The organism is Veillonella sp. VA142 (assembly GCF_003992135.1).
Taxonomy (GTDB): Bacteria; Bacillota; Negativicutes; order Veillonellales; family Veillonellaceae; genus F0422.
Map to the genome: position 1 here is coordinate 74,064 of NZ_RQVN01000001.1, position 17,723 is coordinate 91,786.

Annotated in this window: 18 protein-coding genes; all 18 read left to right on the plus strand. The window is 40.2% G+C overall.

Features of this window, described 5'->3' with window-relative positions; all coding sequences use genetic code 11:
• Nucleotides 1-13: 13 nt before the first annotated feature.
• The 18 genes from EO117_RS00335 to EO117_RS00420 all read left to right on the plus strand — a co-directional run bounded on the left by EO117_RS00335 (nt 14) and on the right by EO117_RS00420 (nt 17,502).
• Entirely contained in the window at nt 14-247 is a 234-nt protein-coding gene (locus EO117_RS00335; RefSeq protein WP_126938535.1) for a hypothetical protein, read from the plus strand.
• A gap of 84 nt (nt 248-331) precedes the next feature.
• Complete coding sequence (locus EO117_RS09445; protein WP_305798488.1) at nt 332-1,186, plus strand: YadA-like family protein; 855 nt, start codon at nt 332-334, stop codon at nt 1,184-1,186.
• A 165-nt stretch (nt 1,187-1,351) separates the two neighbouring features.
• Nucleotides 1,352-2,692 (plus strand): anaerobic C4-dicarboxylate transporter, encoded by a 1,341-nt coding sequence (locus tag EO117_RS00345; protein ID WP_305798487.1) that lies wholly within the window; start codon nt 1,352-1,354, stop codon nt 2,690-2,692.
• 239 nt (nt 2,693-2,931) lie between these two features.
• Nucleotides 2,932-3,093: a hypothetical protein gene (locus tag EO117_RS09145; RefSeq protein WP_164727447.1), complete on the plus strand. Its 162-nt coding sequence runs from the start codon at nt 2,932-2,934 to the stop codon at nt 3,091-3,093.
• Nucleotides 3,094-3,372: 279 nt separating this feature from the next.
• Nucleotides 3,373-4,629, plus strand: a complete 1,257-nt coding sequence (locus EO117_RS00355; protein WP_240632552.1) for an N-acetylmuramoyl-L-alanine amidase — start codon at nt 3,373-3,375, stop codon at nt 4,627-4,629.
• Nucleotides 4,630-4,632: 3 nt separating this feature from the next.
• The gene (locus EO117_RS00360; protein WP_126938538.1) at nt 4,633-5,187 is read left to right on the plus strand and encodes a GerMN domain-containing protein; all 555 of its coding nucleotides are present in this window, start codon (nt 4,633-4,635) and stop codon (nt 5,185-5,187) included.
• Nucleotides 5,188-5,295: 108 nt separating this feature from the next.
• Complete coding sequence (locus EO117_RS00365) at nt 5,296-6,837, plus strand: glycine betaine ABC transporter substrate-binding protein (protein WP_126938539.1); 1,542 nt, start codon at nt 5,296-5,298, stop codon at nt 6,835-6,837.
• Nucleotides 6,838-7,566 (plus strand): ABC transporter ATP-binding protein, encoded by a 729-nt coding sequence (locus EO117_RS00370; protein ID WP_126938540.1) that lies wholly within the window; start codon nt 6,838-6,840, stop codon nt 7,564-7,566.
• Nucleotides 7,567-7,805: 239 nt separating this feature from the next.
• Nucleotides 7,806-8,798, plus strand: a complete 993-nt coding sequence (thiL, locus tag EO117_RS00375) for a thiamine-phosphate kinase (RefSeq protein WP_240632553.1) — start codon at nt 7,806-7,808, stop codon at nt 8,796-8,798.
• A gap of 107 nt (nt 8,799-8,905) precedes the next feature.
• Nucleotides 8,906-9,379 carry a tRNA (adenosine(37)-N6)-threonylcarbamoyltransferase complex ATPase subunit type 1 TsaE gene (gene tsaE, locus EO117_RS00380; protein ID WP_126938541.1) on the plus strand — a complete coding sequence of 158 codons (474 nt, stop codon included), beginning with the start codon at nt 8,906-8,908 and terminating at the stop codon, nt 9,377-9,379.
• Nucleotides 9,376-10,164, plus strand: a complete 789-nt coding sequence (gene tsaB, locus EO117_RS00385) for a tRNA (adenosine(37)-N6)-threonylcarbamoyltransferase complex dimerization subunit type 1 TsaB (protein WP_126938542.1) — start codon at nt 9,376-9,378, stop codon at nt 10,162-10,164. The genes tsaE and tsaB overlap by 4 nt, the downstream gene beginning before the upstream one ends.
• Nucleotides 10,164-10,616, plus strand: coding sequence for a ribosomal protein S18-alanine N-acetyltransferase (gene rimI, locus EO117_RS00390; protein ID WP_126938543.1), 453 nt, complete (start codon nt 10,164-10,166; stop codon nt 10,614-10,616). The genes tsaB and rimI overlap by 1 nt, the downstream gene beginning before the upstream one ends.
• Nucleotides 10,613-11,653 (plus strand): tRNA (adenosine(37)-N6)-threonylcarbamoyltransferase complex transferase subunit TsaD, encoded by a 1,041-nt coding sequence (gene tsaD / locus EO117_RS00395; RefSeq protein ID WP_126938544.1) that lies wholly within the window; start codon nt 10,613-10,615, stop codon nt 11,651-11,653. The genes rimI and tsaD overlap by 4 nt, the downstream gene beginning before the upstream one ends.
• Entirely contained in the window at nt 11,646-13,106 is a 1,461-nt protein-coding gene (locus EO117_RS00400) for a sensor histidine kinase (RefSeq protein ID WP_126938546.1), read from the plus strand. The genes tsaD and EO117_RS00400 overlap by 8 nt, the downstream gene beginning before the upstream one ends.
• The gene (locus EO117_RS00405; RefSeq protein ID WP_126938547.1) at nt 13,084-13,656 is read left to right on the plus strand and encodes an ANTAR domain-containing response regulator; all 573 of its coding nucleotides are present in this window, start codon (nt 13,084-13,086) and stop codon (nt 13,654-13,656) included. Before EO117_RS00400 ends, EO117_RS00405 begins: the two co-directional genes overlap by 23 nt.
• Nucleotides 13,657-13,795: 139 nt before the next feature.
• Complete coding sequence (gene groES, locus EO117_RS00410; protein WP_126938549.1) at nt 13,796-14,074, plus strand: co-chaperone GroES; 279 nt, start codon at nt 13,796-13,798, stop codon at nt 14,072-14,074.
• 42 nt (nt 14,075-14,116) lie between these two features.
• Nucleotides 14,117-15,754, plus strand: a complete 1,638-nt coding sequence (groL, locus tag EO117_RS00415) for a chaperonin GroEL (RefSeq protein ID WP_126938550.1) — start codon at nt 14,117-14,119, stop codon at nt 15,752-15,754.
• Between the two features lie 278 nt (nt 15,755-16,032).
• Complete coding sequence (locus tag EO117_RS00420; RefSeq protein ID WP_206168576.1) at nt 16,033-17,502, plus strand: catalase; 1,470 nt, start codon at nt 16,033-16,035, stop codon at nt 17,500-17,502.
• Nucleotides 17,503-17,723 lie beyond the last annotated feature (221 nt).

Here is a 17,723-nt window from a genome sequence, read left to right on the forward strand (position 1 = left end):
ATCAGGAGTATATATGAAGTTAAAACTAAATTTAGTTATGGCAATTGCAACTCTTTCGTTAATGAACATATCTATTAGTAGTATCTCTCTGGCTGTAGGAGGACAGAATGATAATGAGGGGGTTGATCCAACACCTAATGTAATTGGTAACAACAATAATATAATGTATTCAAATTTTTATAATATATCTGGAAATAATAATTTAGTGTATGGTGATTATCTAAATATTGTAGGAAATAAAAATTGAGTAACTGGAGACCATTTAGTTGTTGTTGGAAATTATAATATTGCAGCTCCACAGATATATCCTGAGGATTTTAATAATTGGACAATTTCATTAGGTAAAGCGCCTGGAGAAGCAGCGACAGTAGTAGGTGACTACGCGACGGTAGAATTTGGACATGGCACGGCCCTTGGATATGGAGCTAAAGCCTATGCCAAAAGTTCAGTTGCATTGGGCGCATTTAGTAAAGCTGTCACATTACATCCTGTAGAAGGCAAATATGCTGGCGTTAATAATGCTAGAGGCATAGTAAGTATTGGTGTAGTTGATGATGGTTTAGGATATTACTATTCTAATGATAATGGCTTTGTAAAACCTGAAAAATATAATACTTTTACTCGTCAAATGCAAGGTGTAGCCGCTGGTGAAATTTCTGAAACGTCTACAGATGCGATTAATGGTAGTCAATTACATGCTACGATCAGGGCTATAGAAAGCTTATCAGTTAATAATGGTACACTACTTAATACTAAAATTGATGCTATCAATAATAAAATTGATTCATTAGAAGCAGATGCCCAGTCAAGAGATACCATGAACGCTGCATTGTCAGCATTAAAACCGCTTTCCTATGACCCTAGAGAACCACATCAATTTATGGCAGGTGTAGGTGCTTATAAAAATAAACGGGCAGTGGCATTAGGATATGGTCATTATTTTAATGAATCTACATTGGTACATATAGGATTGGCTCATTCTAATGGTAATAGTGTTATGATTAATGGAGGCGTAAGTGTCAAGTTTGGAAGGGGTACCAATTCTAACATATTACCACAATACGAAAAGGGACCTATATCTTCTATTTATGTGTTTCAAGAGGAAAACCAAGCACTTCGTCAACGAGTGGATGAACAAGAACAACGAATTGCGCGACTAGAAGTGTTGATGCTGAATAGAAAGTAAGGGTTATTTGGCGCCAGATAGGGAGTTCATTATAACACCATAACTAACTTTCATCTAAAATATATCCTATAGAAGCAGTTTATCACTGTTTTTAATGGACCACTTGCCGTATAATAATTACGGCAAGTGTTTTTTTTATTAGAAAGGATTGAGTAATTCATGATTATGTTATTCGGATTTATTTTATTGTTAGCTTGCTTAATCGTTGGTGTAAGACACGGTGGCTTAGGTTTAGCTGCTGTATCTGGTATCGGTCTTGCTATTTACGTATTTGTAATTGGTCTTGTACCAGGGAAACCACCAATTGATGTCATGCTAACGATTATGGCAGTGGTGACTTGTTCTGGTTTCTTACAAGCTTCCAAAGGATTGGATGTGATGCTTGTATACGCAGAAAAATTTCTTCGTAGTAATCCAAAACAAATTACGATTTTAGCGCCTATTACAACATGGTTCTTAACTGTCTTATGTGGAACAGGGCACGTAGTGTATACGATGTTCCCTATCATCTATGATATTTCTATTAAAGAAGGGATTCGACCAGAACGACCAATGGCGGTGGCATCTGTGGCGTCTCAAATGGGGATTTGTGCCTCTCCTGCATCGGTAGCGGTAGTATCTATGGTAGCTATGCTAGGAGCTGTTAGTTTCCCAGCGAGTGTGGTAACGATTTTATCTATTACCATTCCAGCTACTTTTGTAGGTGTCATCGTAGCCGGTGTGTGGAGCATGCGTCGTGGTAAAGAGTTGGCTAATGATCCAGACTTTCAAGCGCGCATTCAAGATCTAGAGCAACGTGCTTACATTTACGCAGAAAACAAGGATGCAAGCGTTGTAAAAGAATTGCCACGTACAGCCTACTGGGCTACTACAATTTTCTTGCTAGGGATTTTAGTTATCGCTTTATTCGGTAGTTTCCCAGAACAATTGTTACCATTAGTACCAAATGCTAAAGGTGCATGGAAACCATTATCCATGACCCCTACTATTCAAATTGCTATGCTTGTGATGGCATCCTTAATCCTTCTTCTATGTAAGGTGAAAGCCAGCGATGTAACGAACGGTTCTGTATTTAAATCTGGTATGATTGCTGTAGTGTCTGTATACGGTGTAGCTTGGATGGCAGAAACCTATTTTGGTGCATACATTCCACAATTTAAAACAACGTTATCTAGTATAGTAGTCGCGCATCCATGGACGTATGCAATTGTATTATTTATCATTTCTAAATTGGTTAACTCCCAAGCAGCAGCACTTGCTATCGTGGTTCCAATGGGCTTGAGCGTAGGTGTGGAACCATTGATTGTACTATCCTTTATCCCTGCATGTTATGCATACTTTGTATTACCAACGTATCCATCTGATCTGGCATGTATTGGGTTTGACCGTTCTGGTACAACCCGAATTGGTAAATTTGTTATTAATCATAGTTTTATCATTCCAGGCTTAATTGGAGTATTTACAAGTTGTGTGGTAGGGTACTTTATTGCCCATGCTATGTTCTAATTGGATATAGGTTGAGGATAGCATCTGTTTAGTATTAGTTGAGCATGCACAAGGGTATAAGGAGAGTACTATATCAATTAACAAATTGGGCCTTTTAAGTATTATACTTTTAGGGGTCAACGCAATTATTGGGACTGGGATTTTTTTGCTTCCTGGTAAAGAGGCTGCATTAGTAGGCGTCAACAGCTTATGGGTTATTGTATTTGATGCTCTGTTAGTGATGTCTATTGCATTATGCTTTGCAGAAATGGGGCTCAGTGATTCCAGTGTTAGCGGCTGTAGTTAATATCTGGTTATTAACGCAATCTTCCTTGGAAAAAGTATTCTGGGGACTTGGTGGTTTAGTCGTAGGTGCTGTATTGTACTACATTATGAATCGTAGCGGAAAACAAACAGCTTAGGAAAACACCATAGTAAGTGTATAGGATAAATAGATCACTAACACTATATGGCTGCAAGCATGTCATGAATATGTGAGTGGGATAATCTACATAACAAATATATAAAACGTAAAAAACATAAGCAGGTAATATCGTCAGTTTTACTGGATACAGAAAGCCTGCTTATGTTTTTTGTATAATTTTCACTGATTTTTCATGTATGGACTGAGTAAATGTGGTATAATTAAGGTACTGTCTAAAGGAAAACTATCCAGTGCAACATAGATTGGAGTGAGATATTTGCGTAAGTTATTTGCCCTATTGGGTATGTTAGTATTGGTGTTACCAGTCCTGTTTGGAGCTACGAAGGCTGCAAATGTGACAGATCTTCATTGGGTAACGAGAAATGATGCACCAATCCCTTTTGTGAGAATGGTCTTTAGTTTATCTAGTCCTGTTCATGCGACAGCCTCCATTAGTTCCAGTGGTACATCTACCACATTATTGTTGAAAAATGCTACTATAGCAGGGGCACCTACATCAATTGTGATGGATGATGGCATTGCGAAAAGTGCGACACTTTCACAGTCAGGACCAGATACGGTGGTAAAAATTGAAACACCGAGGGCTATTGATGTAGAAGATTTGAAAGTATTTACTTTGAAAAAAGATACAGTCAATAACAAACCATATCGTATGGTGGTGGATATCCAGAAAAAAGGAGTAACCCCACGAGATAATTATTATGGTAAAAAGCCAGCAGCCCCAGTGGCTGAAAAAGTACCAGCCAAGGCAGCTGAGGTGAAAGCTACACCTAAAGAAGTGTCAAAAGCTGAGACTAAACCAACACCTAAAACAGCTGAAAAAATAGTAGCAAAACCAGCTAAGCCAGCTCCAAAAACAGAATCCAAACAGCCAGTGGCATTACCAGTGGTTTCAGAAAAACCAATTCCGCAAGTAGTCAATTATCGCACCACAGGCGGTATTAGCGGTAAAATTATTGTATTAGATCCAGGCCATGGTGGAAGTGACCCTGGTGCTATTGGACCAACGGGATTACAAGAAAAGCAAGTGACATTGCCCGTTGCTGAGTATTTAAAATCTATTTTAGAAGCAAAGGGTGCTAAAGTTATCTTGACCCGTACGACAGATGTAGATGTGTATGGACCACATGCGAGTGGTGTGGACGAATTGCAAGCCCGCGTCAATGTAGCAAATGGTAACCAAGCAGATGCTTTTATGAGTATTCATATTAATTCCTTCTCAAATCCCAATGTAGGTGGTATTGCAACTTACTATTTTGATGGATCTGATCAATCGAAAAAATTAGCATCTTCTGTACAAGGTCAGATTGCTGAACACAGTGGATTTAACGGTGACCGAGGTATCCAACCGGGGAACTTATACGTCCTACGTCATTCCTTGATGCCATCCATATTGGTAGAATTAGGGTTTATTTCTAATCCTACGGAAGAAGGTCATTTAAAAGAATCATCAACACAGAAAGATTTTGCCAATGAACTGGCAAAAGGCTTAGAATTATATTTTGGAGGTTAATTCATGAAACAATCATTACGCTATGGTCTAGTGGCTATGATGAGCGTATGTGTCATTGCGTTGGCAGGTTGTAATTCTCAAGATTTAAAAGTGGATTTGGGAAAACAAACAACGGCCCAATCTTCTGCGTCGCAGGACCAGAAAACACTAGATAAAATGACAAAAATCGTGGTGTATGTACCACGGCAAGATGGAAAAGGAGTTATGCCACAACCGCTTACGATTGATAAAGACCGTAAAACGGTAAAAGATGCCATAAACCTAATGATTGAGCAAGATGGTCGGGCAGAGTATCCAGTTTTTGCAAAAGGTACAAAAGTAGTAGAAACATCAAAACATGATGATACAGTTACGGTCATTTTAAGTGATGACTTTTTGCAGGATGCTACTGGTTTAACAGCTACGTTACGAATTGCCTCTATCGTTAATACAGCAGTAGAATTTGATGGTGTACATAAAGTGTATATCAAGGTAAAAGGAGTGACTTTACCTACCTATGGTGACATTGACTTGACACATCCATTGAAAAAAATGAAAGATAAGATTGTAAAAGATTAAGTAGTATGTTGGGGGATTCTTAGCAGAGAGCTTCCAACATTTTTATACCTTAAATTCATGGTAAATTAGTATGATAAACAACAAAGATGTTGTAGAAAGGATGGTTTGATGATACAGAATTTAGTGGAAGAGTTGAGTAAAAACGGGGTATTTTATTTACATTTATTACTCGAGCACATAGGAATTAGCTTTACAGCCGTCATCATTGCTACAGTGCTGGGACTGGCTATGGGGATATTTATAGTGCGAAAACAGAAATTGGCGAATTCTGTTATTTCTGTAGTGAATATTGCGTATACCATACCGTCTATTGCTTTGTTGGGGTTTCTGATTTCTTTCACAGGTGTAGGGAATACGACGGCCATCATTGCTCTTACCATATACGCACTATTGCCTATCGTGCGTAGTACCTATGTGGGGATTACCACTATTGATCCAAAAATTATTGAGGCTAGCCGTGCTATGGGGAGTACAGATAGCCAAATTTTATGGAAGATACAGCTACCGTTAGCATTTCCTGTTATTTTTGCAGCTATCATGAACATGGTGACCATGACCATTGCCTTAGCGGGGATTGCCTCCTTTGTAGGTGCAGGTGGTCTAGGTGTTGCCATTTATCGTGGAATAACCACTAATAACGAAATATTAATTTGGATTGGTGGCATCCTAATCGCCCTCTTAGCCTTGATCATAGATGGCATCTTAGGTATCATCGGTAAGTTAGTAGAAGAACACAAGGTGCACAAGATTGTCAATCGAAAAGTAGGCTACGTCTTGAGCGTTCTCTTAGTGATTATTGTAGGTGCAGTAGGGGTACAACAGTATAATAAAAGTGATACTATTCACATCGCATCAAAACCGGTATCGGAAGGATATATTTTGGCAGATATCGTGGGAACCCTAATTGAGGCGGATACGAATCTGAAAGTTGAGTACACTCATGGTGTTGGAGGTGGTACTTCTAATATTCACCCTGGTATGGTACGAGGAGATTTCGATATGTATCCGGAGTATACGGGCACATCTTGGCAAATTGTGTTAAAACATAAGCAAGACTACAAGAACGATAAGTTTCCTATGTTGAGTGCAGAGTACAAGGACAAGTATCATTTCTTATGGAAAGGGATGTTTGGTTTTAATGATACTTATAGTATTGGCATTCGAGCAGATTTAGCAAAAGAATATGGCATTAAAACGTTTACAGACTTGGAGAAATATGCAGGACAATTAACATTTGGTGCAGAATATGACTTCTTTGAACGAGAAGACGGATACAAAGCCTTAGCTAATGCCTATAACTATCACTTCAAAAAGGTAGTAGATATGGACAATGGATTAAAATATCAAGCCTTATTTGATAAAAAGATTGATGCTATGACTGTATTTACAACAGATGGTCAGTTATCTGATCCACGGGTTGTAGTATTAAAGGACGATCGCAACTTTTATCCAAGTTACATGGCGGGCATGGTTGTTCGTGAGGAAACCCTACAAAAACATCCTGAGCTAGAGGCGGTATTACATCGTTTGGATGGTATCCTAGATGAAAGTACCATGGCACAGTTGAATAAAAGGGTAGAAATTGATAAGGAAGATCCGAAACAAGTGGCGAAGGAATTTTTACAATCTAAAGGATTGGTGGTGAAATAGATGAATCAAATGATAGAATTTAAAAATATTGGAAAATCTTATCAAGGCAAATGGGTGGTGAGAGATTGCAATCTTACCATCAACGAAGGAGACTTTCTTTGCATTGTAGGTACATCTGGGTCAGGGAAGACGACACTGTTAAAAATGATTAATGGATTGATTGTACCAGATGAGGGAGATATTACTATTTTTGGGACTCGCGTCATCGATCAAGATATCATTTCTTTGCGCAGAAAGATTGGGTATGCCATCCAAGGAGATGGATTGTTTCCACATATGACGGTAGCAGACAATATAGGGTATGTGCCGAAACTAGATGGTGTACCGAAGGAAGAAGTGGATGCTATTGTAGAACGTATGCTTTCATTAGTGGGATTACCGCTAGATAGTAAAGGAAAGTATCCTAAGGAGTTATCTGGAGGTCAACAGCAACGTGTTGGCATTGCCAGAGCCTATGCAAACTCGCCAAAGATATTACTTATGGACGAGCCATTCGGTGCTGTGGACTCCATTACGAGGTATCAACTGCAAGAAGACTTGAAGAAAATTCACAAACAAACTGACTGTACCATTGTGTTTATCACCCATGACATGCACGAAGCTTTTAAACTAGGAACACATATCCTTGTCATGCATGAAGGGAAAATACAACAATACGGGACTGCGGAGGAAGTAAAGAATCATCCGAGTAACGACTATGTGAAACAATTGATTGAGATGACGAGGTAGTGATACTTACTTGGTGAAGTTGATGAGGTAAGGTACATACATTGTAACAACATATTAAAAGGGGGACTCTTATAGGAGTCTCCTTATTATTTAGATAAATTTATCTTATCTTTACCTCCTAGTGTGGTACAATAAGAACAACATGTATAGAGAAAGTGATATGCAAATCAATAGTTAAATTAAAATAGTGTGGCGTTATTATCCATAACGGCATAGGTATGTTATTTTGTTATTATACAATGAAACGAGGTGGTACAATGCATAAGGATCGGCTTGATGAATTTGCTCTTATTGACAAACTAACGCAATATAGTATTAACGATTCTACGTATGTAAAAGTAGGTGTTGGTGATGACTGTGCTGTGTATGATACACCTTATGATGTAGATCAATTGGTTAGTACGGACATGATGGTGGAAGGGATTCACTTTAGTGAACAAACGACATCACCCTTTGACGTGGGCTATCGTTTAGGAACAGCGAACATCAGTGATATAGCAGCGATGGGTGGTGCTCCACGACATATGGTGGTGTCCGTTGCAGTTCCCAAGGAGCGAGATACGTCCTATGTAGAAGAGGTTTATAGTGGTTTACGTACTATATGTGCAGACTACGATGTGAATATCATCGGCGGCGATACGGTATCAACGGAAGGTCCTTTTGTGGTTTCAGCCACAGTCTTTGGAGATGTTCCAAAACATCAATCTGTTTTACGTAGTGGAGCCAAAGATGGTGATGCGGTGTTCATTACAAATTATCTGGGATTATCGTATGTGGGTTTGCACAGTTTGTTGGAAGGTAGCAAGGGCTATCCAGTGAGTCAATCCGTTCATCAACGGCCCCTTCCTCATGTGGAATGTGGTATAATAGCAAGAGATGTAGGGGCCACGTCTATGAATGATATCAGCGATGGCTTGTCCAGCGAGCTCAACGAGATTGCCAAAGCATCGCAGGTGACTATTTACATTGATGAAAGTACTTTGCCAATTCATCCGGAGGTTCAAGCGTACTGTGAAAGCCACCAGATGAGTCCCTACATTCCTATGTGGACTGGAGGCGAAGACTTTCAGTTGGTGGGAACTATACCTGCTGAGAAAGCAGAGGAGTTGCCAGCTGAGACTTTCATGATTATTGGACATGTTAAAGCAGGCAGTGCACAGGTATTGGTAGAACGTGACGGACAATGGATGAGAGTGGAATCTAAAGGATACAATCACTTATCGCATAACTAAGGATTGAATGTATAGATAATCCTAGTCATATCTAATGATAATAGACGGGGATAAGAGTATGTGTCGCCTACAGCATACTAATTAAAATACAATGATAAAGGAATACTATGAATACTATACAATATACAACACATTCCGTAGAGGGAACGTTGGCTCTAGGTCACAGCCTAGGGAGATTTATGAAAGACTATGAAGGACCTATATGCATTGCCTTAGATGGTACACTAGGGGCGGGGAAAACTCATTTTTCCCAAGGGATTGCGAAAGGCTTTGGGGTTACAGAAGAGGTGACAAGCCCTACGTTCGCGTTGATGAACACCTATGAAGTAGATGGCTCTAACTTGTACCACTTTGATTTATATCGAATGGATTTGGTAGAAGAGTTGGAAACCATTGGATTTTACGAATATACCGAGGAAACGAAGTCTGTTGTAGAGTGGGCTAGTAAGTTTACTGACGAATTGCCAGATACGACGGTGTGGATTGAGATTTCTGTGACTGACGATGGATCTCGTCAGTTTACCGTTCATACAGATTTACTTTCAGTAGAAGAATTACAATGCATAGGAGAGGACCTATGATTTTAGGCATTGAAACGAGTAGTGCCATTGCCAGTATAGCAGTGGGAAATGACAAAGAAATACGAAGTGAACTCATTGTACAGGCAGGCCTTACGCATTCTGAACAATTGGTGCCACATATCGAAACGGTGTTGACAACGGGGAAAGTAAAAAAATCTGATATTACCGGCATTGCCGTTACCATTGGACCTGGTTCGTTTACAGGTTTGCGTATTGGTTTGGGCACGGCAAAGGCCTTGGCTTACGCTTGGAATGTACCAGTTGTAGGAGTGCTCACCACAGATGTATTGGCACAAGGGTGTATGTATTCTAATTACCGTGTGTGTACCGTTGTGGATGCACAGAAAAAGCAAGTCTATGTCCGTCAATATGTATGGAATGGTACAACCATGGATGACTTGGATTCTGTAGGAGTCCACCAAGTGCCAGAATTATTGGAAGCCTTAGTAAAATTATGTGAGGAGCATCCAGTAGTGATTGTGGGAGATGGCCTAAAACGTCTGGAAAAAGAATATCATCTAGGTGTAGAAGAAGGTCGCATAGATCCACTACGTTTGGTGATCGGTCATGAATCGAAGCAACGACCACGTGCATCCCATGTCATCCAAGTGGCATTACCACAATTTGCTAGTGGTAACATACCTGATGTACAGTCTATTGAGCCATTCTACATTCGTAAATCGGAAGCGGAAGTGGTCTGGGATGAGAAAAATAAAGACATACTAGCTACGGGTACCTACGAAGAACCTAAGGTAGTAGTCCGTGAAGCAGCAGGTGAACGATAATGGTGACTTTACGAGAAGCCTTACGGAGTGATATTGAAGGTATCTACGAAATAGAGCAGGCCTGTTTTTCAACCCCTTGGTCGAGGGAAGCTTTATTGGATGATTTAGAAGTAGAAGATAAGCTGTACCTTGTGGCAGAAGCAGAAGATGGTAAGATTTTTGGTTATGCAGGGTCTTGGCTTGTTTTGGATGAAGGTCAAATTACAAATATTGCTATTCATCCTGACTATCGTCGAGCAGGCTATGGGGCTAAGATGACTCGTAAGTTAACGCAAATGCTACGAAAACGAGGTATGAAACATATTTTTTTAGAAGTGCGTGTCTCCAATATTGCAGCTCAAGCTATGTATCGTAGATTGGGATTTACAGCGGTAGGAGTACGCAAACAATTTTATTCAGATCCAGTAGAAGATGGACTGATTATGTCGAAAGAAATGGAGGAACTGACATGAGTATCTATACACTAGCCATTGAAACTAGCTGTGACGAAACATCGGCAGCGGTGTTGCAAGATGGCAGAACAGTTATTTCCAATGTGATTTCCAGTCAAGTTCCCATTCATAGAAAATTTGGCGGTGTTGTGCCAGAAGTGGCATCTCGTCATCATATTGAGCAGATTATGCCTGTTATCGACCAAGCGTTGGCAGATGCAAATCTAACATTAGACGATATGGACCATATCGGTGTTACTTATGGGCCTGGTTTAGTAGGGGCTCTGTTGGTAGGTGTGTCAGCGGCGAAGGCTTTATCCTTTGCAAAAGATATCCCTTTGGTTGGAGTTCATCATATGGAAGGCCACATCTTTGCGAACTTCCTTTTGCACCCTGATTTAGAACCGCCTTTCTTGTGTTTAGTAGTGTCTGGGGGCCATACCATGATCGTTCATGTGACAGATTATGAAAGCTTTCAGGTGCTGGGACAAACACGTGATGATGCGGCAGGGGAAGCGTTCGATAAAATTGCTCGTGTCTTAGGGTATCCGTATCCAGGTGGACCCCATATTGATGCGTTGGCGAAGCAAGGAAATCCGGAGGCCATCGATTTCCCACGACCTTTGCTAGAAAAAGGAAACTTTGACTTTAGTTTTAGTGGCTTGAAATCGGCGGTTTTGAACTATATCAATGGAAAGCAACAAAAAGGTGAATCCATCTGTCATGAAGATGTGGCAGCCTCCTTTCAAAAGGCTATTACTGACGTATTAGTGGAAAAAATGAAAGAAGCGGCTCATACACTAGGAGAAACGAAGATTGCCTTAGCTGGCGGTGTATCTGCGAATAGTGGATTACAACGAGATTTACAAGCCATGTGTGAAGCAGAAGGTTTGACCTATCTCACAGCGGGATCTATGTTGGCTACCGATAATGCGGCAATGATTGGATGCCGAGCTTACTATATGGCTCAATCTGGCAAATTCAGCAATTACACATTGAATGCAAAACCATCTATTCCATTAGGTAGTGATTTGTGGAAAGGAAGCCAACATGGCTAGTTGGAAAGAGATTCTAGACAAAGAAACAGATTTATATCCTACACAGCAAGCTTTACTATTACAATTCTCTCAGCGATTAAACTTTGGTAAAGTCATCAGTGAACAAGGGGTGTCCCTCTTAGTGCAAGCTAAGGATGGACACCTTTTACTTAGTGGAGCACTAGATAGCGGTCATACAGGTATGGTACAGAAATGCAAGGTGCCTACTAATCATCCTATCCAACAGATGTTGGTAACTGGCAAACCCTATGTAGGAATCATGGATTGGGAAGAATGTACGAATAGAACAACGACAATAGAAACCTATTATGCGTATGTCTATCCCATCGTAGATAATGGTGGTAAATGCATTGGTGCTTGTGCCTTTACTAATCCTGTATCGGAGGTGTACTCTAGTCGATATAATGAATTCATGTCTATTGTGTCACAGACAAGTTTTCAAGGGATGTTGGTACCACAGCTACAACAACCAGAATTATATGAAGGAATTTCTGTGTTAGACGGAATACTCTTTTTTGAACAAGATGGTACTATTCTTTATGCGAATCGAGCGGCGAAAAAACTAGGGGATATCTTTGGCATAGATCGACGATTACAGGGAACCTCCATTTACAGTAGTACTTTGAAAGTAGGTCGTATCAAGAAGGCCTTAGAAGATAGAGTGGGTACCATTGATGAAGAATTGTATGGTGACATTGCTTTGCGTCAAGTAATGATTCCTGTTGTTTTAGGGGTCAAGTGGAAGCGTGGTATCTTGGTATTACAGGATAAAACGGAGTTGCGCAAGCGAGATCAAGAATTACTGGTAAAAAATTCCGTCATCAAAGAAGTGCACCATCGTGTAAAAAATAATTTGCAGTCTGTGGCAGGTTTATTACGTATGCAAAGTCGTCGCAGTGGGTCCGATGATGTGAAACAAGCCTTACAAGACAGTATTCATCGTATTGAAAGTATGGCTCTCGTTCATGAAATTGTATCAAACTTTGATGAAGATTATGTGGCATTGCGCAGTATTATTGAAGAATTATGGCGATTGTTGCGACAAGGATTAGGCTCTTCTGAGCAGCTGATTGACATGGAGTATATAGGAGAAGATATCATTATGTCATCTCACAAGGCCAGCTATGTGTCCTTAGTGCTGAATGAACTGTTTTCCAACCTCTTTAAACATGCTTTTAAAGACAAAACAGAAGGACATGTACAGGTAGAGGTGCGAGAGGTGATGGCTCAAGGAAACCGAGATATGTTGCATATTGTTATTCGAGATACTGGCTGTGGGTTGCCAGAGGATTTTGAAAGCACCAGACAACGTAGATTAGGATTACAAATTATCGATAATTTGGTGCAGAATGAATTAGATGGAAAAATTTCATGGACATCTCAAGGAATAGGTACTGTGGTAGATATTTGGATACATAAAGGAGAAGAGTATGCGCGTCTTAGTAGTAGATGATGAGTCACTGATTCGCATGGACTTGCGAGATATATTAGAAAGCCAAGGACATACCGTTGTAGGAGAAGGGGCCAATGGAGTGGAAGCAATCCAACTATGTCAAGATCTTGTGCCAGATATAGTGCTTATGGACGTGAAGATGCCGGAACTAGATGGTATCGAGGCGGCGCGGCAAATCCGTCATAAACGATTAGCGCCGGTGGTGCTATTAACAGCGTATAGTCAAGACGATTTAATCCAAAAAGCATCTCAATCTGGGGTATACGGCTATTTGACTAAACCTTTACGTGAACAGGACTTAGGTCCCACTCTGCAGATGGCTATGGGTCGCTTTCAAGAAGAACGAAATTTAGTAGAACAGGTGAAAGGATTGGAAAGTTCCTTAGAAGAAAGAAAATATGTAACGAAAGCGACGGGCATATTGATGGAGTTGCATGGATTTTCCGAGGAAAAGGCGTATGAAAAAATACGAGTTTTCAGCATGGATAAGCGGATTAGTCTGGTGGAAACATGTAAAAAAATTATCGCAGCCCATGAAGCGAAATCATAAAAGTAAAAAGTATTTAGTCAAAAAGTCAAAAAGGACTTGCAAAAATTTAAAAATGATTTATAATAATATTTGTAATTAGCACTCACCATTATTGAGTGCTAACATCAATATTATAGTGTATATGAGAAGAGGTATAACAATGAAACCATTAGGCGATCGTGTCATTATTCGTGTATTAGAAGTAGAAACAAAAACGGAAAGTGGTATCTTTTTAGCATCTTCCACAAAGGAACGTCCATCTGAAGGTACAGTTATTGCTGTAGGTCCTGGTAAATTATGTGACAATGGTGAGCGTGTAAAACCAGAAGTAGAAGTGGGCAATACAGTTATGTTCTCCAAATATGCTGGTACTGAGTTCAAAATTGATGGTGTTGACCATTTAATTATCAGTGAAAAAGATATTTTAGCAGTATTATAATCTGACCAAAGAAGGGGACGACCCCATAGAGGAGGCTATACAATGGCAAAAGAAATTTTATTTAATGAAGAAGCACGCCGTGCATTAGGTCGTGGCGTTGATCAATTAGCAAATGCTGTAAAAGTAACATTAGGACCTAAAGGTCGCAATGTAGTGTTAGAGAAAAAATTTGGTGCTCCAACAATCACTAACGATGGCGTGACTATCGCTCGTGATATTGAACTTCCAGATCCATTTGAAAATATGGGTGCTCAATTAGTGAAAGAAGTAGCTACAAAAACTAACGATGTAGCTGGTGACGGAACTACAACTGCTACAGTATTAGCGCAAGCTATGATTCAAGAAGGTATGCGCAATGTAGCAGCTGGTGCGAACCCAATGATCCTTAAAAAAGGTATCGAATTAGCCGTTAAAAAATTAGTGGCTGAAATTCAATCCAAAGCGATCGACGTAAACGGTAAACAAGACATCGCTCAAGTAGCATCCGTATCTGCAGCTGACGAAGAAATCGGTGCATTGATTGCGGAAGCAATGGACCGTGTAGGCAATGATGGTGTTATCACTGTAGAAGAATCTAAAACATTACAAACTGAATTGAACGTAGTAGAAGGTATGCAATTCGATCGCGGTTACTTATCTCCTTACATGGTAACTGACCCAGATAAAATGGAAGCAGTTGTAAATGAACCATTAATCTTGATCACTGACCGCAAAATCTCTGTTATCGCTGATTTATTACCAGCTCTTGAAAAAGTAGTAAAACTTGGTAAAGAACTTGTAATCATCGCTGAAGACGTAGACGGAGAAGCATTGGCTACATTGGTAGTGAACCGCCTTCGTGGTACATTAAAAGCAGTGGCTGTAAAAGCTCCTGGATTCGGCGACCGTCGTAAAGCTATGCTAGAAGATATCGCTATCTTAACTGGTGGTGTTGTCATCAGTGAAGAAGTAGGCTTGAAACTAGAAAACGTAGACTTGGAGCACTTGGGTACAGCTCGTCAAGTTCGCATCACTAAAGATGAAACTATCATCGTTGATGGAAATGGCGACAAAGACGTAATCGCTCGTCGTGTAGCACAAGTTCGTGCACAAGCAGAAGAAGCGACTTCCGAATTTGACAAAGAAAAATTACAAGAACGTTTGGCTAAATTGTCCGGCGGTGTAGCTGTCATCGAGGTAGGTGCTGCAACAGAAGTAGAATTGAAAGATAAAAAACTTCGCATCGAAGACGCATTGAATGCGACTCGTGCAGCTGTGGAAGAAGGTATCGTTGCAGGTGGTGGTACTACATTGATCGACATCATCCCAGCATTAGACGGTATCGAAGCTACTGGCGACGTATTAACAGGTGTAAATCTTGTGCGCCGTGCTGTAGAAGAACCACTTCGCCAAATCGCTTACAATGCAGGTTTGGAAGGTTCCGTGGTAGTAGAACGTGTAAAATCCACTGAAAGCGGTATCGGATTCAACGCATTAACAGAAGAATATGTAGATATGGTAAAAGCTGGTATCGTGGATCCTGCTAAAGTAACACGTTCTGCCTTGCAAAATGCAGCATCCATCGCAGCATTAGTATTAACTACTGAATCCATCGTTGCTGATAAAGTAGAAGAAAATGCACCAATGATGCCTCCAATGCCTCCAATGGGCGGTATGGGCGGTATGGGCGGTATGATGTAATCTCAGATTGCATGTATTGGTCATAAGCACTACATAATTGAACAGTATGGGGACTATGAAAGAATAGGTAACTATTCTTTCGTAGTCTCTTTTTATTATTCAACAGATTGATAATGTTATAGTTTATAACATCAAAAATAAAAATAATTAATGGAAAATCATTATTGACAATACAAGGAAATGGATTTATAATAGGTTCATAAATTAACGGATAATAATTATCCGTTGTAAAAGATGGATGTAATTTTTTTATGTATAAGTTTACAAAGGAGAAAGTTATGAAAGAAGAAAAATTGACAACAGCCTTTGGCGCTCCTGTCCCTGACAATAACAACAGTGCGACAGCTGGAAAACGTGGTCCTGTATTGATGCAAGATGTGTGGTTGATGGAAAAATTAGGCCACTTTGCTCGTGAAGTGATTCCTGAACGTCGTATGCATGCAAAAGGATCTGGTGCATTTGGTACTTTTACAGTAACAAATGATATTACTAAATACACAAAAGCAAAAGTATTCTCTGAAGTAGGTAAAAAAACTGATTTATTTGTACGTTTTTCTACAGTAGCTGGTGAACGTGGTGCGGCTGATGCAGAACGTGATATTCGTGGCTTTGCTGTAAAAATGTATACTGAAGAAGGTAACTGGGATTTAGTTGGTAACAATACACCAGTATTCTTCATCCGCGATCCATTGCAATTCCCAGATTTGAATCGTGCAGTAAAACGTAATCCTGAAACTAACTTACGTGATGCTACTGCAAACTGGGATTTCTGGACTAGCTTGCCAGAAGCAATGCACCAAGTCACAATCGTTATGAGTGACCGTGGTATTCCAGATGGCTATCGCCATATGCACGGTTTCGGTTCCCATACATACAGCTTAATCAATGCAAATGACGAACGCGTATGGGTTAAGTTCCACTGGGTATGCCAACAACCAATTAAAAATTTAACTGAAGATGAAGCAGCCGCTCTTATTGCGAATGACCGTGAAAGTGCACAACGTGACTTATTCGATGCTATCGCTAAAGGTGATTTCCCACGTTGGAAATTATACATCCAAGTGATGACAGAAGAACAAGCCAATGCTCTTCCATACAACCCATTTGACCTTACAAAAGTATGGTACAAAAAAGACTTCCCATTGATCGAAGTAGGGGTAATGGAATTGAACCGTAACCCAGAAAACTACTTCCAAGATGTAGAACAAGCTGCCTTTGCTCCATCTACAATCATTCCTGGTATTGGATTCAGCCCTGACCGCATGTTACAAGGTCGTTTGTTCTCCTATGCTGATGCGCAACGCTATCGTTTAGGTACAAACTACCATCAAATCCCTGTCAATGCACCTAAATGTCCATTCAACTCTTATCATCGTGATGGACAAGGTCGTGTAGATGGCAACCATGGCTCTACTATTGGATATGCTCCAAATAGCTTTGGACAATGGGCTAACCAACCTCAATACAAAGATCCAGGATATGACGTATCTGGTAAAGCATACCAATACGACTTCCGTGAAGATGACTCCGATTACTACACACAACCTGGTAAATTGTTCCGTCTTATGACTCCAGAACAACAACAAGTATTATTCAACAATACAGCTCGTAATATGGCAGGAGTACCATTGTTCATCCAAGAACGTCATGCTAAACATTGCTATGCATGTGACCCTGCATATGGTGAAGGCGTAGCGAAAGCATTGGGCATTACAGTGGATTTCTCTACACCAGCTGACATCGGGTAACACTTGAAGCGCTATTTGTCTATGGCGTTCCTTTTGAGAATAGTATAATTGTAGGAGTGCGACACATTCCCTCACAAACGGTATTTCATAATGTTTGTTCGGGAACATGTCGCACTCCTTTTACATTGTCATGATTAGAACAAAGGGTACACCATAGACTTCTACGCGCAACTGCGTTCAGAGAGAATAAATAGTGTGTAGGAGTGCGACACATTCCCTCA